This window comes from Paenibacillus sp. CAA11, assembly GCF_003060825.1.
In the GTDB taxonomy this organism is placed as follows: domain Bacteria; phylum Bacillota; class Bacilli; order Paenibacillales; family Paenibacillaceae; genus Fontibacillus.
The window spans coordinates 1,298,324-1,317,660 of record NZ_CP028922.1; the positions used below are offsets into that span (position 1 = coordinate 1,298,324).

Here is a 19,337-nt window from a genome sequence, read left to right on the forward strand (position 1 = left end):
AAAATTAACATATAATGTATTTTAATGATGTTAAAGTATACAAAGATTAAAAAAATCGAAATGAGATTTATTTGAGAGCGTAAAATATCTTGTGTCAATAGATGAATAGAAAAAAGGAAGACTTTTTCTTGTAGAATTGAGTCACCAAACAAGATTTTTTCGCTCTCACCTGGAATCTGCTATGATCATCTGCTTGAAATGGAACTCAAATGCCAAGAGATCGTTGCCAGCGACTCAATGATGTGAAAAAGTTGTAAAGGAGAAAATTAAAATGGAAGTTAAATTACATGGGATTACTAAAATTTACAAAAAAAATAATCCAGTATTAAGAGATGCTAATGTTACGTTAGATCATGGTGTGACGGGATTACTTGGACCTAATGGAGCAGGAAAGACGACATTAATGAGGATTATGGCTACCATTATTCGAGAGTCGTCAGGACATATTACGTTTGATGGTAAAGAATTAAACAAAAACAATTTGGATGAATACAGGAGCAAGATCGGGTATATGCCCCAAGAATTCGGTTTTATTCCTAACTTCACAGTATTCGATATGATTAGCTACTATTATTCTCTGAATGGTTCTAAGGGAGATATTAAGCCCAAAATCATAAAATTTTTAGAGATGACGAATCTTCAAAAATATGCAAATAGAAAAATGAGAAATTTATCTGGCGGAATGAAGAGGAGAGTAGGCTTGATTCAAGCCATGATCAATGAGCCTGATTTATTAATTATAGATGAGCCTACTGCCGGTTTAGATACAGAAGAAAGACGTAATATAAGACGACTCCTCGTGGAATATGGTAAAACACACGCCGTGCTTCTCTCTACTCACTTAATCGAAGATATTGAAAATACATGTAGCAATTTAATTATGCTCGAAGAAGGTGTCATCCGATATGAAGGAGACGTTCAGCGATTAATCCACATTGCGGAAAATCATATTTATACAACGAGTTATATCGAACATATGGAAAACCCAGGGATTGAAGAATCGCAAATTATTAATAAGACGATGAATGGTGACAAGACGGTTATTAAGTTTTTTAGTAATGAAGCATTAAATTTCACACCTGTATCACCTACCTTAGAAGATGCATACCTGTATATCAAGGGAGGTAACTATGATCAATTTAAAAGCAGTGAAATTAGATCTGAAGTCGATATTTAGAAACTATCTCTTTATTGCTGGTGCAATCATTATATCCTATGTAACTTATACCCATGTCGCAAATTATGTTGATTATGCCCCCAATTTATCTGCCGAACGTTTTAATAGCTTATATCAAAAAGATGGTGTAAGTGATATTCCAGGAGTCCCCACCAAAAATAGTCTTTTAAATGTACCTCTTAAAAATGAAAAAGAACGCATTTTTTATGCTAAAAAAGATTTAATATCTAGGCTGACTGAGTTAGCAAAACAAAAGGAAGCAACGCCAGAGGAAGTTACGCAAGAGGATCTACAGTTAATTAAGAATGAACTTAAAGATGACACATTAGGTGTGAATGAAATTAATGCAATAGTAGAGAAATATATAGGAATACCTGGTTATTTTGATTTTTATTATATGAACACCCAAAATGCCAACAAAGGATATGAGGCGTATAATCAGTATGCAAGTGGAAAAGTTGCTGAAAAAGGGTTCCCATTTTATTTCGGGATGAAATATCATGAGTTTTTGTTGTTATATATTGTTTTTTTCTTGATCGTATTTATTCCAATTCATTTATTCTTTTTTGTGAAAAAAGAGAATATAGAGATTTTACGTTATCGAGTGATAGGTTTCTTTAGTCCACTTACAGAGAAGGTATTGTCTTTATTGATTGCCTTAACTACCATTTTAGTTCTCAACAATTTATTTTATACTTGCATATTTCTGATTAAGGGGTTAGGCGGGTTCTCTGAAATCTTGCTTTTCTGGCTTAATAGTTTAATTATTCTTGCTCCAATCTGTTTTGTATGTAGTGCTTCATTGTTTATTTGTATACTTTGTAGAAATAGTATTGTTATATTTCCAATCTTAGTTGGAAGTATACTTTATAGTAATTATCCAAAATTTTATGATGACGGAACTGTTAGATGGGTTGTACGACCGTTATCAATTTTAATTAGGTATACAGAATCATTTTGGGAAAATAGTGCCCCTGATAATTTATATCTACATAGTGCAGCACTAGTGGTTATATCTGTGATATTCATATTTGTCGGAAATCTAATAATTCGGAGGAGAAGTAATGTTTTCTAAGCGGTTAGGTTACGAACTACGGGCATTAGTCGATATACCGTTTTTGTTTTGTGCTTTTTTGTTGATCATGATTACAAGCTTTTCGGCGCACGACTCAATGGAAAGTTCAGCATCATTGCTAGAGCGGTATGTTGCCTTAGCCGCTATCGTATTATTCGGAGATATCTTTTTTTCGAGGCAGAGACACAATGTTGTTGAGATTGAAGCTCAATTTCGATATTCCATACGAGGAAAACTTTACAGAAGTACATTCATTATGATGCTATTATTTTTTGTCATCATGATATGTACTTACAGTATTGGTATGATAAAGACACAAGACTATAGCCTTTCATTGTTGTTATATTTGCTAAATATGTATAGTGTCATTGCATTTTTTGGTTCGGTAACTTTATTTGCTTACTCGTTAACTAAAAATTTAGGAATTACGCTCATTTTATCTATTATTGTATGGTATCTGAATTCTGCAATTAATTCTTTCATACCTGAGGAGTTCAAAATATTTAATTCTATAAGTGATGAATATTGGCTGCGGATCAAGATTGCCTATCTGGTGATAGGTATGGTGCTTTTTATTATTAGCCAATGGATCTATAACAAAAGATTCCAATATGTATTAAGTAAATGAGGAGGTTGTGGTGACATAAACACAATTTGCCCAAGGTTCCGGCAGCTCGGCAGATTCGCCTGACCGAGGACGGGCAAATTGAAGAACTCATTTAGAATCATTCATAGATGTTCTTTTGATCGAAACAGCACCTTTTCAGCGGCGGAAATGCTAAGAAGAGGTGCTTTATTTTATTCATGGGAGTTCACTTGTACGGCATGTTTCACACAGGATTTGGGATGGATCGTCAGACTGCGGCTGTAGCGGATGTTCTCGATTTTGCAGCCGGGTCCAATCACAATATCTTCTCCTTCAACAAGCTTGGCATGGGTATGGTAAAGGTTGATGTGCGGGCTCTTGAGAGTGTGGCAAGTAAGTCTTCGGAATGGCTGCATCAGGGTATTCAGCATACGGGAGGAAGGCTTGACGATAATGCTCTGTCCGGCCTTTATCTGTTCAGCGCGGCAGGTTGAGCCTAGGCATAGCTCAATCGTTCTTGATGCGAACAGACGGTTCCCCCGTACAGCGCCATCAACCCATATTTCTTCGGCATCAGCCTGTTCCTTGATGGCAAGATACCCTGAAGAGAGAATCTGTCCAGCCTTTATACGGTGAAGACGAAGGCTGCCCAAATTGTGAACCTCGCGGGCGTGCAGCTGTTTTTTAATTGAGCAGTCACCCTGTACTTTCAGTTTGCCCGTAAAAACATGACCGTGTACCAGCAAGCAGCCTATGACATCTATGGAAATGTGGTGGATATCCTCTCGCTTGATGATTGTACCTCTGACAGCTAATGGCGAAGTCTCGGCAAGGCCAGCAAATTCTATGTTCAAGTATATAGCCTCCAAGAATATATTTTAATTGCTAAAATATATTATGATTAAAACTTATTGCAATTACAATACTTTAGAGCGATAAAAAAATACACGGTTCACCTCAACAGGTAATCCGTGTATATTATTTCATCAGGGAGCTGCGATCCCTGCCATCAGTTTATTAATCCTTTGCAGGGTGGAAGAGATCTTATCCAGCTCTTCTTCGGGTATCGTGCTGAACAAGTCATGCACTCGTTTTGTTCCTTGCTCTGTGAGCTGGATATAGACGACTCTGCGATCCTCTTTGGTTCTCGTCCGTTCTACCAGCCCCAGCTCTTCCAGCTTGTCACACATTGACGATGCAGCCCCAGGAGTGATCATAAAGCGCTCGGCAATATCGGTTATCTTTAGGTTTTGGGTCAATTGCAGCTGCATCAGCAGCATAATTTGATTCTGAGTCAGAGACTCCCGGCTGATAATCCGGGCTATGAATGACTGGGATCTTTGCTGCACGATCGCCATTTGATCCATGACCTGGTGGATGGCGGCTTCCCGTTTTGGGTTTTCCATGATAACACTCCAGTTTGTTATATTAATTAAAATATATATAAGCTATAACTTTTATGTCAAGAAAGCTACTTCCTTCAGGGGCAGGCCCACCATGCTGAATTCTCTGCATGTGCTAGCGAAATTTGAAGACAGCAATCTAATTGGAATGGGGTTCATTTAACCGATTACTCAACCTCATTAACACAGCAAAAAATGTCCTGTAGCTGCCAATCCACGTGATTATAATGAACATAATCCGCTTATGCAAGGATGTGAATGGTTTGGTAAGTATGGAGTATTTGCAGAAGACGATAGATTACATCGAAGAGAATATAAGAGGCCCCATTACGCTTGATGAATGTGCTCGTGTCTGTGGATTTTCCAAGTTTCATTTTCATAGGCTATTCAGCATTCACCTGGGTATGACTTTGTGCGAGTATACCCGGAGGAGACGGCTATGTTATGCCATGCTGGAGGTGATTCAGGGACGAAGAATTCTAGATATCGCCTTGGATTACGGGTACAGCTCCGAGCGTGCGTTCAGCAGGGCATTTCTACAGGAATTCGGCCAAATTCCTAGTAGATGTCGGAATGCTAAATATTCCATACCTTCTAAACCCGTTCTATCTGATTCTTTTAAAAATTGGAATGGAGGCGTTCAGATGGATTATTTAAGTGATGTAAGCATTGTTAGTTTGCCAGAGATGACCGTCGCAAGTGGGGCCAGAATTAGCCGGGATCCTGAAGATGAAGTGATTGCATACATGACCAACTGGGCAGGCACGGTAGGGATTGGGAGCGGAACAAGGCAGTTCGGATTTGATGTTCCCGTATCTGATGAGGAGCAGAGTCAGGGCTTACGAGGATATGAGTATTGGGTAGTTGTTGACGAGAATCTATCTCCTGCTGTCTTGCCGGCGGACATTACAATGAAGCAGGTTGAAAGCTGCAAATACGCCGTGCTGCGAATCACGGAGCCGTTTGTCGATCCCTTTGAACGAATTCCGCTCGGTTGGAGAAAAATAGCTGAATGGGTGCACAGCCGCGGATACCAAGCAGCCTGCGATAAAGAGCGCTATTGGCTTGAGGAGAAGCTGGAGATAGACGGTTCCACACTCATGGATATTTATTTTCCCATAGAATAATCCTTCTAAAAGAAGTTCCGAGCTTGTCATGCCCGTCTGCATAATTGGCCAAGTTCCCACATAGACATGTATCAGTTCAGGAAAACCAATGTGCTAAAAGGGGATGATCTTTTGCGTCGGATCACGTGGGTGCTCGCCCTGATCGTCTGCTTCTCGGCCATTCTGGCTGGTTGCGGCAAGAAGGATGCGAATGCGGTTGTTAAAGATTTGGACCAGGTGGTGTCAAAGCTCCAAAGCTATGAAGGGTCAGGGACCATGACCTTACATACCGGGGAAACACCGCAGCAATACCGGGTTGAAGTCTGGTATAAGAACCCGACTTACTACCGGATTGCATTAACCAATGCTCAGAAGGACATTACACAGATTGTTCTGCGCAATGACCAAGGGGTCTATGTGCTGACACCTAGCTTGAACAAGAGCTTCCGCTTCCAAAGCGATTGGCCGGAGAATCAAGGACAGGTTTACTTGTATCAGACGCTCGTTCGGAGTATATTAACTGACAGCTCCCGCCAGTTCGCGGACGAGAAGGACAGCTACGTCTTCGAGGTAGCAGCCAATTACAATACGCATTCTCTTGTCCGTCAGAAGATTTGGCTGAGTAAAGACGATTACAAGCCTAAGCAGGTTCAAGTCTCGGATTCTTCTGCCCAGGTTGTGGTGGAGGTTCAGTTCGATAAGTTCAGCTTTGACAAGAAGTTTGATGATAAGGCGTTCGATATGCAGGAGAACCTGAAAGCGTCCGGTCCTGAAACGAAGGGAACGATGCTGGAAGTTGACGAGAATGGTCAGCTTGTAGAGAAACCGGTGGATTCTTCGCAGGCAGCAAGTGTAGACTCTGCAAATACACCAGCGGCCGAGGAGGATTTATCCAAACCATTTGGGGAAATCATGCCGACCTATGTGCCTGAAGGGTCACAGCTGAAGGACAGTAAAGCCTTAGACGGCAAAGAACGCAGCACAGTACTGCTTCGTTATGATGGAGAGTACCCGTTTACAATTATGGAATCGCGGTCACCTGATCGAGCTGTATCGCTCTCCGCAGGAGAGGTGGTGGATCTCGGATTCACTTACGGGCTTCTGACCGGGGAGGAACAGCAGACGCTTACATGGACACAGGACGGCTTGGAGTTCCGAATTACGAGTGATAATCTGCCGGTGACGGAAATGATTAAAATTGCCGCTTCTATGCAGGATCAAACGGGTAAATAATAGACTAAAGACGGATAACGGCGCTTTGGGAGGCACACCTCCTGCGGCTTTCGTCCATCCGTCTTTTTGCTTACTCCAAGGTTTATGGCGGCTGCTCTCTTCGCATAGGATGCCATATCCAATTGACAGCCTGCATCATGAACATTACGATTAATCTATTGTCTAATTGGACTTACATTTCTATAGAAGGTGACCTCATGCAAGAGAAGTACAGACCGACCCGAGTGGAAATTGACCTGGATGCACTGGAGGCGAATTATAAAGCGCTGCGTGCAGCTCTGCCAGAAGGCATGAAACTGCTGGCTTGCGTAAAAGCTAATGCTTATGGACACGGTGCAGTACAAGTGTCCCGGGAGATGGAGCGTCTGGGAGCCGATTACTTAAGCGTTGCGTTCCTGGAGGAGGCTCTCGAACTGCGCCAAGCCGGCATTAAGCTGCCGATTCTGGTGCTTGGTTATACGCCGCCGGAAGGCGTTCAAGTAGCTTGGGAACAGGATATTACCTTATGCCTGTTTACCGACGAGGTGCTTGAGGCGGCGCAGACGATCGAGCGGGGAAGCTCGAACAAGAGGCTGAAGGTGCATATCAAGATCGACACGGGCATGGGCCGGCTGGGTCTGCTGCCTGGAGAGAATGCGGCGGAGTTTATTGTAAGAGCCTCGAAGCTTTCCACAGTGGAAGTAGAAGGCATGTTTACGCATTATGCAACCGCCGATGAACAAGAGAAGAGCTATACACTGGAGCAATACGGACGTTTTCAGAGCGTGGCGGAAGCGCTGAGGGAACGGAATATCACCATCCCGATTATACATACGGGCAACAGCGCCACGGCGATCGACCTGCCGGGGATTTCTTGCGATATGGTACGAATTGGCATTGCCATGTACGGTTTGTACCCTTCGGAGGAGGTTCATCGTCAGAACGTGAAGCTAATCCCGGTATTAACGCTGAAAACTCAAATGGTCTATGTGAAGAAACTGCCGCCCCGCTGGGGAATAAGCTATGGGAAGAAATACGAAACCGATCGGGACGAAGTGATAGCGACACTTCCGATTGGCTACGCGGATGGTTATTCCCGTATGCTTGGCGGTAAAGCGCAGGTACTGATACGCGGCCGCCGCGTCCCGGTTGTCGGAACGATCTGTATGGACCAGTGTATGGTCTCGCTGCAGTCTTTCGCTGAAGAAGCAGAACAAATTCAGGCTGGTGAAGAGGTTGTTCTCATCGGCCAGCAGCTGGGTGATTTCATTGCCGCAGCCGAGCTGGCTTCCTGGCTGGGTACGATCCACTATGAAGTAATCTGCATGCTGGCACACCGTATTCCGCGTGTCTATATAAGGGCAGGAGAGCCTGATCTTTGGGTTAATCCACTCCTTAAATAGATGTGCGGAACAAATTGTCAAACAAAACTTTTTCCTTGGTGTGAAGGAATTTCAAGAGGGTTTCCCGAATGTAACAAGTATGAAAGTGGCGACAAGTATATACGCCAATATAGTTCTAGTTTATAATGGGATGCAGCATACTTGATATACGGGAAGCATATATTCCTTTGTATATATTCCCTTGGATAATGCTATACTGATCACAGGGAATAAGGCTGAAAGGTTTTGTGGGGGTGGAAGTAATAGTGGCCAATATGCAGAACACCAAAAGAATCATGATCAGCTTGCCGGATCATCTTCTGCAGGAAGTGGATGGGATTGCCCGGCTGGAGAATTCCAACCGCAGTGAGCTCATTAGGCAGGCCATGAAGCTCTATTTGAATGAGCGGAAGAAACGCTTTATTCGGGAATCCATGCAGCGCGGCTACATGGAGATGGCCAAGATTAATTTGTCTATGGCGTCCGAAGCGTTTCATGCGGAGGAAGATGCGGACAGCACTCTCGACCGCCTAGTAAGCGGGGTGTAGACATTGATTGTCAAGCGCGGCGATGTTTTTTTTGCAGATCTCTCGCCTGTGGTGGGTTCCGAGCAGGGAGGGGTAAGACCGGTGCTGATTATTCAGAACGATATCGGGAACCGATTTAGTCCGACTGCGATTGTGGCGGCCATTACGGCCCAGATCCAGAAGGCTAAGCTGCCGACCCATGTTGAAATCGATGCGGCTGCGCACGGTTTTGACCGGGATTCGGTTATCTTGCTGGAGCAGATTCGCACCATTGATAAGCAAAGATTGACAGATAAGATCACGCATCTGGACGAAGAGACGATGAAGAAAGTGGACGACGCTCTTCTGATCAGTTTGGGCTTGATTGATTTTTAAGCCTGGTTGCGCTGGTCGTCATACCATCTTATGTAAGGAGACGCGCCGGATATGCCGGCGCGTCTATTCGTTTATGACTCGAATCGGAAGGATTTGATGGTCCGGTCTGATCTAGCTCAGAACGAAGGGGTGCGTCTGTGGTGGAAATGTAGGTGGATTTTTGCCATAATATAAGGCAGTAATCAATTCGATAATAAGCGGCTTATTGGCCGAAAAGAGGGATGTTGTCATTGGTAGAACAAGAAGTGTTGAACCAGGAAGAACAAGCGGTGAATCAAGCTCAGGAGCAGGAGCGCATCGTTAAGCAGATTGCTAAGGAGCTGAGTCTTGCTCCCAAGCAGGTGCGCACCACCATCGGCCTGCTGGACGAAGGGAATACGATTCCTTTTATCGCTAGATACCGGAAGGAAATGACCGGAGAGCTGGACGAGAACCAGCTTCGAAATATAGAAGAGCGCTCGAATTACTTGCGTGGCCTTGAAGACCGCAAACGAGAAGTAATTCGAATCATCGACGAGCAGGGGAAGTTAACCACGGAGCTTGCCGAATCGATTAAAGTCGCTGAGAAGCTTCAAGAAGTGGAGGACCTATATCGTCCTTACCGGCAGAAGCGGAAGACGCGGGCTAGTGTTGCCAAGGAGAAGGGGCTTGAGCCGCTTGCTGAGTGGGTGTTTAGTCAGCCGTCTAAGGGGGATCCTCTTGAGGAGGCAGCTCGCTATGTGAACGAAGAGAAAGGCGTTGAATCCCCCGAGGCAGCTCTGCAGGGGGCGATGGATATTTTGGCCGAGAGATTGGCAGATGAAGCTCAAATTCGTGCATGGGTTCGCCGTTATACGCTAGATCACGGTATGATTGCTTCCGAAGCTAAGGATGCTGAGCAGGAATCCGTCTATGAAATGTACTACAGCTACCGGGAGCTGGCCAAGAAGATGCCTCCCCATCGTATTCTGGCCATTAACCGGGGGGAACGGGAAAATGTACTCAAGATCGGCTTGGAGGTTCCGGCTGAGCCTGTACACAGCTACATAGCCAAGCAGGTCATCAAGGGACGCTCCGTGACAGAGACGGTGCTACAGTCGATCATTGAAGACGCCTATAAGCGTCTGATTGCCCCTTCGATTGAGCGTGAGGTTCGGGGTGAGCTTACAGAGAAGGCGGAAGCTCAGGCAATTACAATCTTCTCAGCGAATCTGAGAAGCCTGCTGCTGCAGGCTCCTATTAAAGGCAAACGGGTGCTTGGTGTAGACCCGGCTTACCGGACGGGCTGTAAGCTTGCGGCGGTAGATGATACCGGGAAGCTGCTGGAAGTTGCAGTGACTTACCCGACGCCGCCGAATAACAAGAAGCGGGAAGCGGCCGCCAAATTCCATGAGCTGATTAATAAGTACGATATTGAGCTCATTGTGATCGGGAACGGTACGGCATCTCGCGAGACCGAACAATTCGTGGCAGAGGTTATCGCCGAGAGCCCGAAGAAAGGTCTGGCTTATCTGATCGTCAGCGAAGCGGGAGCCAGCGTCTACTCCGCATCGAAGCTGGCCCAGGAGGAATTCCCGGATCTGGACGTTGCAGAGCGGAGCGCTGTCTCCATTGCGCGGCGATTGCAGGATCCGCTCGCAGAGCTGGTGAAGATCGATCCAAAGGCTATTGGCGTTGGGCAGTACCAGCATGACGTATCCCAGAAGCATCTGGAGGAGAGTCTTAAGGCTGTGGTAGAATCGGCCGTTAACCATGTCGGGGTAGATGTGAACACTGCATCTCCGTCTTTGCTCTCCTATGTTGCCGGAGTGAACGCAACCCTTGCCAAGAACATTGTGAAGTTCCGTGAAGAGAACGGGAAGTTCAAGAACCGGAAGCAGCTTCAGAAGGTGCCTCGGCTGGGTGCCAAGACGTATGAACAATGCGTCGGCTTCTTGAGAATCACGGAAGGCGAGGATATGCTGGACCGGACTCCGATTCACCCGGAGTCGTATGATGTGGTCAAGCGACTCTTTGAAGAGCTTGACATAGATCTTCGGCAGCTGGGCTCGAAGGAGCTTGGGGAGCGCCTCGCAGCCCTTAATCCGGAAGAGCTGGCGCCAAAGCTCGGCGTAGGGGTGCCAACCCTGCGCGATATTCTGGACAGCTTGCAGCGTCCAGGACGAGATCCGCGCGAAGAGCTGCCGCTCCCGATCTTCCGCACGGATGTGCTGAAGATTGAGGACTTAGTTCCGGGAATGGAACTACAAGGCACGGTACGGAATGTAATTGACTTCGGGGCGTTTGTTGATATTGGCATTAAGAGCGACGGACTGGTGCATATCTCGCAGCTTAGCAGCGGTTATGTAAAGCATCCGATGGATGTAGTGTCTGTCGGGGATGTTGTAACCGTCTGGGTGCTGAATGTTGATTTGAAGAAAGGGCGCGTTGGCTTGACCATGCTCCCGCCTAAGAGCAGCACTTCAGCAAGCCAATCATAATCATTAAGAGGGATTCTTTGTAATAGTATCCCCTCAGGCAGATCGGTGAAGAGAGATCGTGTTACGATGAACTCTTCACAGGAGAACCTGAGGGGATATTTTTTTATTAGGCAGCGAAGAAGGGGGCAGCATTCATTGAAATAGTGAGGAAAGTAGGGCATAGGCAATAAGTGGCATGATTTTAGGATCTAGATAGAATGAACTAAAGAAATGAACGTTATAGGACCGTATTAGGCCGTGATAACAGAAAATTAGATGTAAAACTATAGTTCAATCTATATAGAATTTCAACTAGAAGGGTTTAATCTATAAATTGGGATAATACATGATTGAAGTGATCACGCTCCTCATAGAACGGCCCATGACCACTATAATGAAACGGTATAAGCTGGGCATTACTTATGAGCTTCTGAACCTCCAGCGCTTGGGCAAACGGAATGACTTTGTCATGAGTACCATGGATAATCAGGGTGGGTACGCGGATCATTTGAAGGTCAGCCGTAAGGTTGGAATCTCTAAGCGTCCTGATAATAGCCGCAGTGGAATAGCCTGCTGCTTGATAGCCGAGCTGCGAGAACCAGTCTCTGAAGGCTTCGGAGATTTGTTGGAAAAAGAAGTTGCCGATGGTGCTTCGCCACATATTCGGGCGGTCACTGTACGTCTCCTCCAACAATTGTTTGGCTGTAGCTGCGCTAAATCCTGTAGGGAGCGCTCCATCTACCAGCACCAGCTTAGAAATGCCGAATCCGTTATAGCGGGCGACATATCTTGCCGCGATCGCGGCTCCCGTAGAGTGTCCTACCAAGGTTAAGTTGTCTAGGCGCAATTCATGGATCAGCGCTCTTAGGTCATCAGATAACCTGTCGTAATCGTAGCCTGTGTAGGGTTTGTCGGAGTGGCCGAAGCCTCGCCAGTCATAACCGATGCAGCGATAACCCATGGCCGGAAGCACATTATACTGATACTCAAATTGCTGATGGCTCAGCGGCCATCCATGAATAAACAGGATTGTTTTGGAACCGCCTGGATGAATGTCTTCTACAAATAGCTTTACGCCTTGGTCAACCGTAACATAATATCCCATATGAGCCTCGAATCCCCCTTCAGCTTCAGTACGTTATACACTTAGGGTATTTAAGAGGCTGGGGATAAATGACCGATATCGCTATTTTGAGCGGGATACAAGGGCTGCTTCATGATGAAGAGAAATACGGGGTGGCGCTTATATAAAATTCGGCGACTTCTCCCTGATCGAATGTTTGGGAAAAGCCGCCGTGTGTAATTAGAGGCCTTCGGCATCTTGAGTATCGGACCTGCGGTTATAGTAGAAGAACCAGCAATCGTTCAGCAGTCGGACTTGTCTGCGGTCCTTCTTGTAGAAGGCACGCATCATCTGATTGCACAGCCATTTAGGCAAGGGGCATCTCCCTCCTTACGCGGTAATCCCTTTGGTATGCTTAGCATATGGGAAGATGCCCCAAGATGTGCAGGTCCTAATGAAGGAGACCTTCTGCCTCCTCCTCGTACCACTGCTCCAGTTGGGCCTGGAGGGCGCGGATTTCGGTTAGCAGGGAGATCAGCGGGTAGCTGCTCTCTTGAATGGAGGAGAAGGCCCTTTCCAGTTCATTAATATAATCCAGACCCTGAATTACGCTGTCCGTCTCACGAAGAAGATCGAGCTTCTCGCACTCAGCTACTGCCAGAGGCAGAGAAGGCACCTGCTCTGCAGTAAGCTTGGAAATTTCCTTGTTCAGACGCAGGTTCAGCGCGCTGAGCTGATAAGCGTAGTCTGCTGGCATTTCAATATAAAGAAGCTCATTGTCCAGCTGCATAATACAATATCGCATGTTCGGCATAATGATGATTCTCCCCCCAGGTTCATTCCTACTTGACAGTGTAGCGTAGAGGGAAGTTAAAATTCAAGTACATGAAAGAGGTGAGCAAAAGATGAGTAATGATGAGCTCCAGGCTTGGATTGAGGAAATTTCACTGCGTTCCTTCGGCGTACCCTTTCTCCATCAGGCAAGCTTTAATGCAAGGCTGCGTTCGACTGGAGGACGATACTTTATGAAGAGCCATAATATTGAGATCAATCCTCATCAACTGGAGGCCTATGGCAAAGAGGAGACGGAGAAGATCATCAAGCACGAGCTGTGTCATTATCATCTGCATTTGCGGGGACGAGGATACCAGCACAGAGACCCGGAATTTAAAGCCCTGCTTCGGCAGGTGGGAGGAAGTCGCTATTGCCAGAGACTGCCGGAAGCCAAAGCCAGACAGCCGCTCCCTTATAAATATAAGCTGACCTGTCAAAGCTGTGCTGCGGAATATCTTCGTAAGCGCAGGGTAGATCCAAGCCGCTACCGCTGCGGCAGATGTGCTGGGAGGCTGAAGCTAAGCGAGCTTTAGAGAACGTTTGTCCAGCTGTCAAGTACCATGAGGGATAAGTTTATAGTATAATGGAAGAGAAGATGATAACTAAGGAGTGATTGATAATGGCCAAATCTGCTGCTAGAAAACAGCGGGATAAGCTCGTAAGGGAAGGGAAGAGGAACCCGGCCGACAGCCGGAGCATGTTTGCGGCTATCGATTTGCGATCCCGAACAACGAAGACGAAGAAGGAGCTGCTGAACAGCAGTCGACACCTGAAGAACCAATTCTCGAAGTATGGAGAAGATGGTTCTTTTTTATTTTGGGAAAAGATCACAGCTTGACTTTAGGAGGGGGGCGTGATAAAGTAATAAATGTTCTTATTCATAACGTTCCCTGATAGCTCAGTTGGTAGAGCACTCGACTGTTAATCGAGTTGTCACAGGTTCGAGTCCTGTTCGGGGAGCCATTTCTTTTGGAGAGATACCCAAGTGGCTATAAGGGGACCCTCTGCTAAGGGGTTAGACTGCGTAAGCGGTGCGAGGGTTCGAATCCCTCTCTCTCCGCCATATTAACTCATCATACATAACAGCGTGCTTCTTTGTGAAGTACGTTGTTTTTTTTGTGCGTGGAATTTTTCTTTTGAGTGCTAATAAGGGTTTGTGGAGTTCCCTGGTCTTTGGTCTTACGAGCGGTCTTCTGGGCAGCTTCGGTACTGTTGCTGTTTCGCTCTGTGTGCTAAGAAGCCGCCGCAAGTCCTTCGGCAACCCTGCGCGGAGAATCTTCGGCGGCTTGCTCAAAGCGTGTGACAGGCAGCTGGTTCCCTGCAGGTGGACGTTCTAATTGTCTGTAACGGGATGCTCGGATTTCATGGTTGGTACCTTTCGGAGGGGATTGGTAAATCCGCTTCTTGAGCTAGTGTGCTTTTGATTCACCCATAAATATCCATTAATTTTCTTGTGAAAAAGGCTTGTCAGGTGTCATTAGTTTTGCTATACTCAATCTTGTCGCTGCGAAAGACAGCTTATGCAGTAAGTAAGTTACTGTGGCCCGTTGGTCAAGCGGTTAAGACACCTCCCTTTCACGGAGGTAACAGGGGTTCGATTCCCCTACGGGTCACCACTTTATTAAATGAACACTTTCATTATAAAGACTAGGTGCTTACGTACATCATGACTGACATCATGAGCCATTAGCTCAGTTGGTAGAGCACCTGACTTTTAATCAGGGTGTCGAAGGTTCGAGTCCTTCATGGCTCACCATTTAATATTTGAATATGCGGTCGTGGTGGAATGGCAGACACGCTATCTTGAGGGGGTAGTGGGCGTACGCCCGTGGAGGTTCGAGTCCTCTCGACCGCATTACGAGAATGGGGAAGGTTGTCTTTGGACAACCTTCCCCATTTTTTGTTCCGAAATTTGCTGATTTGTGCAGATTTAGATATCGGTGGGAAATATGGTACAATTTAATGGACTATATAGAATGAACTATAGAAATGGTTGCTATAGGGTCATATTAGGCCGTGAACATAGAAAGTTCATGTAAAACTTTATTTCAATCTATATAGGTGTAAGTTCTGGCTGAATTACTGCTTAGGGGTGTTCAGAATTGAGGCGTATTTAGGATATACCCTGCGAATGCAGTCAGGACATATATCGTGTGTGAATTCAGTGTGGTAGCATTTTTTTAGATAGCTCTCAATGGTATTCCACTCCTCGTGATCGTCTCGAATTCGTTTGCAGACAGCACACATCGGGGCCAGATGATTATTGTGGGAGGAGAGCGATATAAAAGGCTCGGTTTCCCTAATGATTAAAGTGAGTCCTGAGATCTCCTGCTGTGAGTCAGAATGCCATGGAGCAATATCAAGAGACAGCCACTTGATATCATTGCAAGAGTTCTTGCTATATTCCATAGGGATATAAGAAGTCTTGCCATGAAGTCCCTGCTGGGCGGCATGAAGAAAGCGATCCGAGAACAGGTCGCCATCCGCTGCACGGAACTCGGCGATTTGTATGAGATTAACTCCTTGCCATCCGAAATAAAGCGGTAATCCATCCTTGGCTGCGAACGTTTCCCAGGAGGAATTCGATTCAAGAATGCGTCCGGCCCGATCCGTGATGGCAATGCCCTGCTGCAGGGATTGTGCAGCTAACTTCCAAATGTTGTACCCGTTTGTCAAGGTAACTCTCCTATACTTACAAAATTCATCGACTATATAGAATAAACTGAAGAAATAAATGTCATAGGCTTATTGCGCCGTTATCACATGAAGTTCAACGCAAAACTTTAGTTCAATCTATGTAGTTTCAGCTGAGTTAAGGATTACGGATTTAAGTATATACGAAATTACGTAATTTTACAATATAAATTACTGATTTGCGCGATTAAAGCGCAGAGATAAAAGGAAGGTCTATGAGATATGCATTCAATCTACGAACGAATTGAACAGCTTATTAAGCTTAATGGCATGACCAAGAAAAGGTTCTGCGAGCAGCTTGGAATCAGCACTGGCAACTTAGGCGATTGGAAACGGGGAAAATCGACCCCGAGCTCGAATAAATTGATTGAAATTGCTGCTTTCTTTGACGTTAGTCTGGATTGGCTGATGCTCGGCAAGGAGAGAAGGGCTCAACAGGTTAAGGAACCGCAGGGATATTATGTGCCGAATCTGGCAGCTTTAGACCAAGCGAATCTGACACCGGAAGAAGAGGCCTTTATTTTGGAATACATAGAATTTGTGCATTACCGCAAACGAACTAAGAATGGAGAAAAGCCTGAGTCGAATTAAGATTTGGGCTTTTTTTATAAAAACACTTTACTTTCTTGCTTGCTAGCTGTATAATGTTAAATGTTCGCTTGAAACATTATATTGTGCGGTCGTGGTGGAATGGCAGACACGCTATCTTGAGGGGGTAGTGGGCGTACGCCCGTGGAGGTTCGAGTCCTCTCGACCGCATCATAAGATTTAACAAGGAAGCCGTCCTTATTGGACGGTTTTTTCTTGTTTATTAAGAAGAAACGGGCGGTTCATCCTATTCGATGAAATGCCCGTTTTTTGCATATCTGTCAGCCTGAGAAGGTTTGAACGATGAGGAAAATGTTAAGCAGGATGATGATGATTGTGATCACCCAGGCTAGGATTTTGATCCATAGCTTGTTAGCGAACTGTCCCATCTTGTTTTTATCGCTAGTAAAGCGTACAAGCGGCACTACAGCAAATGGCAGCTGAAGGGATAGAATGACCTGGCTGAACACCAGAAGCTCCTGTGTCCCTTTTTCCCCGTAAAGGATAGTGACAATGACAGCTGGAATGATAGCAATCAGCCGGGTGATCAGACGGCGCAGCCATGGCTTCAGGCGGATATTTACAAAGCCCTCCATCACGATCTGACCGGCCAAAGTCCCGGTAAGTGTGGAGTTCTGGCCCGAGGCTAACAGCGCAACGGCAAACATGACGCTCCCAAGTGTGGTGCCTACGAGCGGTGTAAGCAAATGATAAGCATCCCCAATGTCAGAGACCGTAGTCATACCCGCTTTGTTGAAGGTCGCCGCAGATACGATTAGAATCGCGGAGTTAATGAAGAGAGCGAGGGTCAGTGCAATGGTGGAATCCCATGTCATAAACTTGATTGCTTGCCGCTTTCCTTTCTCGTCATTATTGTAATTTCGAGTCTGGATGATGGAGGAATGCAAGTATAAATTATGCGGCATGACCGTCGCGCCCAAAATCCCTATCGCCACATACAGCATGCCTGGGTTAGTAATAATCTCAGCAGATGGCACATACCCCAGTAATAAATCCCCGAAATGCGGTTTGGCGAGAATGAGGTCAACCCCGAAGCAGATTCCGATGGTTGCAATGAGTACAATTACAAAAATCTCAAGGGACCGGAAGCCTTTGTTCTGAAGCAGCAGAATCAGAAGAACATCAAAGGCTGTAACAATTACACCGTATAATAACGGGAGCCCGAACAACAGGTTAAGTGCAATTGCCGAGCCGATCACTTCCGCCAAATCGGTGGCTGTGATCGCTAGCTCACACAAGATCCAAAGCGCGATAGCAACAGGCTTCGAGTAGTGGTCGCGCGTGGCCTGAGCCAAATCTTTTCCGGTCACAATACCAAGCTTGCCGGCTAAATGCTGGAGCAGAATGGCCATCAAGTTGGAGATGAGTATCACGGAGAGCAGGGTATAGCCGAAGCGAGATCCACCTTCAATATCTGTAGCCCAGTTGCCTGGATCCATATAGCCGACAGCAACCATATAGCCCGGACCTACAAAGGCTAAAAATTTCTTAAGACCAGATCCCGTATGAGGAATGTGAAGAGAGCGATGTGACTCTGGCAGTGAAGGTTGTGCCGAGTTCGTTCTCCATCCCTTCATGTGGGGAGCTGATCCTTCTTCTTGGAAGTTATCCATAAATATCACCCTTAATATGAAGGAAAGTAATTTTATTAATATTGTATACCTACAATAATTTTTGTCTAGGGAAACTTTTTAGTGTAAACGTTTTAATTGGCACATTTTTGATGGAATGAACAAAAAAGATATTTGGACATCCTATATTTCATATTTGATCTAGAGGTCACAACGTCATTTAAACCGGATTCTAAAGGGGTAAACGATACCTCTGTGATATTCGCTTATATGTGCAGTTTTGGTTTCAAATATACTCAGGGGTTTATAGAAATTAGTGTAGGTTCTAACCCGATTAAAAGGAGTGTTGAAATATGGAAGCATTATATACTGCAACAGCAACGGTAAAAGGAGGACGCACTGGCTCGGTGGAATCCTCGGACGGTGTCTTAAAACATACGTTAAGTATGCCCAAAGAACTTGGGGGATCTGGCGGAGACGGCACTAATCCGGAGCAGCTTTTTGCAGCAGGCTATGGAGCGTGCTTTGAGAGCGCGCTTGCGAACGTGGCCCGCAAAGAGAAGATTAAGACGGATGGAACGGTCGTAACGAGCCATGTGACTATCGGCAAGGACGAATCCGATGGCGGCTTTCAGCTATCTGTGCAGCTGGATGTGAAAATACCTGGGGTAGACAAGGCTCAAGCTCAGGAGCTTCTGCATAAAGCTCATGAATTCTGCCCATACTCCAAAGCTACACGCGGCAACATTGTGGTGAAATTGAACGCTGTCGAGTAAGCAGCTGCTTAAATAACTTTCCGCTTTTACTTCTGCGGGAAGTTATTTTTATTGTTCTTTACGGTAGAACGGATCGTATGTATTTGACAGGGCGTTCAAAATTCATTACTATGTCTAAGTACTATAGAGGTAACGAAATTTAAAATAACGGGTGATGAGGATGTCCTACAGACCGAATGTTGAGCACGTAACTAAAGCCAGCAGTAACGATAAAGAAGGCTTGTACGAATTTATTGTCCATCTGCAGGATGGAACAGAGTGCCGCGTATTCTATAACCGGTTTCCAGAGTGGAAGCTCACCAATATCAGCCGCTTGCAGAAGACGCCTTGTCCGGTATGCCGCAAGGATTTCATTTGTAAGTGCATGGATAACTTCTCGGATGATATCGGGCAGCAAATGCATGATGGACAGTGGTTCAGCAAGGCTTTAGGCGAGTAAGACAGGCATTGGTATTCATCAAGCAGCGCGGAGAGTGATCCGCGCTTTTTGGTATACTTTCGGGTAGGGA

At 45.6% G+C, this 19,337-nt stretch carries 22 protein-coding genes and 6 tRNA genes; 21 read left to right on the forward strand and 7 right to left on the reverse strand.

The window, feature by feature from the left end; all coding sequences use genetic code 11:
* The first annotated feature begins 271 nt into the window (after positions 1 to 271).
* From DCC85_RS05950 to DCC85_RS05960, 3 genes are read left to right on the forward strand one after another with little or no spacing between them, the layout of a single operon-like run.
* Positions 272 to 1,177, forward strand: coding sequence for an ATP-binding cassette domain-containing protein (locus DCC85_RS05950; protein ID WP_108464754.1), 906 nt, complete (start codon positions 272 to 274; stop codon positions 1,175 to 1,177).
* Positions 1,131 to 2,252, forward strand: coding sequence for a hypothetical protein (locus DCC85_RS05955; RefSeq protein WP_108464755.1), 1,122 nt, complete (start codon positions 1,131 to 1,133; stop codon positions 2,250 to 2,252). Before DCC85_RS05950 ends, DCC85_RS05955 begins: the two co-directional genes overlap by 47 nt.
* Positions 2,242 to 2,880, forward strand: coding sequence for a hypothetical protein (locus tag DCC85_RS05960; RefSeq protein WP_108464756.1), 639 nt, complete (start codon positions 2,242 to 2,244; stop codon positions 2,878 to 2,880). The genes DCC85_RS05955 and DCC85_RS05960 overlap by 11 nt, the downstream gene beginning before the upstream one ends.
* A 170-nt stretch (positions 2,881 to 3,050) precedes the next feature.
* Here the strand turns inward: DCC85_RS05960 and DCC85_RS05965 are convergent, their stop codons facing one another.
* Both DCC85_RS05965 and DCC85_RS05970 read right to left on the reverse strand, forming a co-directional pair.
* Positions 3,051 to 3,692: a hypothetical protein gene (locus tag DCC85_RS05965; protein ID WP_108464757.1), complete on the reverse strand. Its 642-nt coding sequence runs from the start codon at positions 3,690 to 3,692 to the stop codon at positions 3,051 to 3,053.
* Positions 3,693 to 3,824: 132 nt separating this feature from the next.
* Positions 3,825 to 4,244, reverse strand: a complete 420-nt coding sequence (locus tag DCC85_RS05970; protein WP_108464758.1) for a MarR family winged helix-turn-helix transcriptional regulator — start codon at positions 4,242 to 4,244, stop codon at positions 3,825 to 3,827.
* A 224-nt stretch (positions 4,245 to 4,468) separates the two neighbouring features.
* Between DCC85_RS05970 and DCC85_RS05975 the strand changes: the two genes are divergently transcribed.
* The 6 genes from DCC85_RS05975 to DCC85_RS06000 all read left to right on the forward strand — a co-directional run bounded on the left by DCC85_RS05975 (position 4,469) and on the right by DCC85_RS06000 (position 11,302).
* Entirely contained in the window at positions 4,469 to 5,368 is a 900-nt protein-coding gene (locus DCC85_RS05975; protein ID WP_108464759.1) for a helix-turn-helix domain-containing protein, read from the forward strand.
* A gap of 111 nt (positions 5,369 to 5,479) precedes the next feature.
* Positions 5,480 to 6,580: an outer membrane lipoprotein-sorting protein gene (locus DCC85_RS05980; protein WP_108464760.1), complete on the forward strand. Its 1,101-nt coding sequence runs from the start codon at positions 5,480 to 5,482 to the stop codon at positions 6,578 to 6,580.
* 197 nt (positions 6,581 to 6,777) lie between these two features.
* Complete coding sequence (gene alr / locus DCC85_RS05985) at positions 6,778 to 7,962, forward strand: alanine racemase (RefSeq protein ID WP_108464761.1); 1,185 nt, start codon at positions 6,778 to 6,780, stop codon at positions 7,960 to 7,962.
* A 245-nt stretch (positions 7,963 to 8,207) separates the two neighbouring features.
* Positions 8,208 to 8,489: a CopG family ribbon-helix-helix protein gene (locus DCC85_RS05990; RefSeq protein WP_108464762.1), complete on the forward strand. Its 282-nt coding sequence runs from the start codon at positions 8,208 to 8,210 to the stop codon at positions 8,487 to 8,489.
* Positions 8,490 to 8,492: 3 nt separating this feature from the next.
* The gene (locus tag DCC85_RS05995; protein ID WP_108464763.1) at positions 8,493 to 8,843 is read left to right on the forward strand and encodes a type II toxin-antitoxin system PemK/MazF family toxin; all 351 of its coding nucleotides are present in this window, start codon (positions 8,493 to 8,495) and stop codon (positions 8,841 to 8,843) included.
* 221 nt (positions 8,844 to 9,064) lie between these two features.
* On the forward strand, positions 9,065 to 11,302 hold the full coding sequence (locus tag DCC85_RS06000; RefSeq protein ID WP_108464764.1) for a Tex family protein: 2,238 nt from the start codon (positions 9,065 to 9,067) through the stop codon (positions 11,300 to 11,302).
* A gap of 301 nt (positions 11,303 to 11,603) precedes the next feature.
* Here the strand turns inward: DCC85_RS06000 and DCC85_RS06005 are convergent, their stop codons facing one another.
* The 3 genes from DCC85_RS06005 to DCC85_RS06015 all read right to left on the reverse strand — a co-directional run bounded on the left by DCC85_RS06005 (position 11,604) and on the right by DCC85_RS06015 (position 13,158).
* Positions 11,604 to 12,386, reverse strand: a complete 783-nt coding sequence (locus tag DCC85_RS06005; RefSeq protein ID WP_108464765.1) for an alpha/beta fold hydrolase — start codon at positions 12,384 to 12,386, stop codon at positions 11,604 to 11,606.
* 198 nt (positions 12,387 to 12,584) lie between these two features.
* Positions 12,585 to 12,719 carry a cortex morphogenetic protein CmpA gene (gene cmpA, locus DCC85_RS06010; RefSeq protein ID WP_108464766.1) on the reverse strand — a complete coding sequence of 45 codons (135 nt, stop codon included), beginning with the start codon at positions 12,717 to 12,719 and terminating at the stop codon, positions 12,585 to 12,587.
* 76 nt (positions 12,720 to 12,795) lie between these two features.
* Complete coding sequence (locus DCC85_RS06015; protein WP_108464767.1) at positions 12,796 to 13,158, reverse strand: hydrolase/acyltransferase; 363 nt, start codon at positions 13,156 to 13,158, stop codon at positions 12,796 to 12,798.
* A gap of 91 nt (positions 13,159 to 13,249) precedes the next feature.
* On the opposite strand from DCC85_RS06015, the gene DCC85_RS06020 reads away from it, so the two are divergent.
* The 8 genes from DCC85_RS06020 (at position 13,250) to DCC85_RS06050 (ending at position 15,033) form a co-directional block, all read left to right on the forward strand.
* Positions 13,250 to 13,711 (forward strand): SprT family protein, encoded by a 462-nt coding sequence (locus DCC85_RS06020; RefSeq protein ID WP_108464768.1) that lies wholly within the window; start codon positions 13,250 to 13,252, stop codon positions 13,709 to 13,711.
* Positions 13,712 to 13,797: 86 nt separating this feature from the next.
* Positions 13,798 to 14,016, forward strand: a complete 219-nt coding sequence (locus tag DCC85_RS06025; RefSeq protein ID WP_108464769.1) for a hypothetical protein — start codon at positions 13,798 to 13,800, stop codon at positions 14,014 to 14,016.
* Positions 14,017 to 14,065: 49 nt separating this feature from the next.
* Positions 14,066 to 14,141: transfer RNA gene (locus DCC85_RS06030), tRNA-Asn, on the forward strand.
* An 8-nt stretch (positions 14,142 to 14,149) separates the two neighbouring features.
* Positions 14,150 to 14,241 (forward strand) — tRNA-Ser (locus DCC85_RS06035).
* Positions 14,242 to 14,314: 73 nt separating this feature from the next.
* A complete protein-coding gene (locus DCC85_RS22900; protein WP_159081801.1) occupies positions 14,315 to 14,515 on the forward strand; it encodes a hypothetical protein in 201 nt (66 codons plus the stop codon).
* A 204-nt stretch (positions 14,516 to 14,719) separates the two neighbouring features.
* Positions 14,720 to 14,794, forward strand: a tRNA-Glu gene (locus DCC85_RS06040).
* A 64-nt stretch (positions 14,795 to 14,858) separates the two neighbouring features.
* Positions 14,859 to 14,934: transfer RNA gene (locus DCC85_RS06045), tRNA-Lys, on the forward strand.
* Positions 14,935 to 14,950: 16 nt separating this feature from the next.
* A tRNA-Leu gene (locus tag DCC85_RS06050) sits at positions 14,951 to 15,033 on the forward strand.
* Between the two features lie 224 nt (positions 15,034 to 15,257).
* Here DCC85_RS06050 and DCC85_RS06055 read toward each other — a convergent pair.
* Entirely contained in the window at positions 15,258 to 15,854 is a 597-nt protein-coding gene (locus tag DCC85_RS06055; protein WP_108464770.1) for a hypothetical protein, read from the reverse strand.
* A 240-nt stretch (positions 15,855 to 16,094) separates the two neighbouring features.
* Here DCC85_RS06055 and DCC85_RS06060 point away from each other — a divergent pair, with 240 nt between their 5' ends.
* Both DCC85_RS06060 and DCC85_RS06065 read left to right on the forward strand, forming a co-directional pair.
* Positions 16,095 to 16,463: a helix-turn-helix domain-containing protein gene (locus DCC85_RS06060; protein ID WP_108464771.1), complete on the forward strand. Its 369-nt coding sequence runs from the start codon at positions 16,095 to 16,097 to the stop codon at positions 16,461 to 16,463.
* A gap of 85 nt (positions 16,464 to 16,548) precedes the next feature.
* A tRNA-Leu gene (locus DCC85_RS06065) sits at positions 16,549 to 16,631 on the forward strand.
* A 110-nt stretch (positions 16,632 to 16,741) separates the two neighbouring features.
* Here DCC85_RS06065 and DCC85_RS06070 read toward each other — a convergent pair.
* Positions 16,742 to 18,094, reverse strand: a complete 1,353-nt coding sequence (locus tag DCC85_RS06070; RefSeq protein WP_108464772.1) for an Nramp family divalent metal transporter — start codon at positions 18,092 to 18,094, stop codon at positions 16,742 to 16,744.
* A gap of 311 nt (positions 18,095 to 18,405) precedes the next feature.
* Between DCC85_RS06070 and DCC85_RS06075 the strand changes: the two genes are divergently transcribed.
* Complete coding sequence (locus tag DCC85_RS06075; RefSeq protein ID WP_108464773.1) at positions 18,406 to 18,828, forward strand: organic hydroperoxide resistance protein; 423 nt, start codon at positions 18,406 to 18,408, stop codon at positions 18,826 to 18,828.
* Between the two features lie 160 nt (positions 18,829 to 18,988).
* Positions 18,989 to 19,267 (forward strand): hypothetical protein, encoded by a 279-nt coding sequence (locus DCC85_RS06080; protein WP_108464774.1) that lies wholly within the window; start codon positions 18,989 to 18,991, stop codon positions 19,265 to 19,267.
* The last annotated feature ends 70 nt before the right edge of the window (positions 19,268 to 19,337 follow it).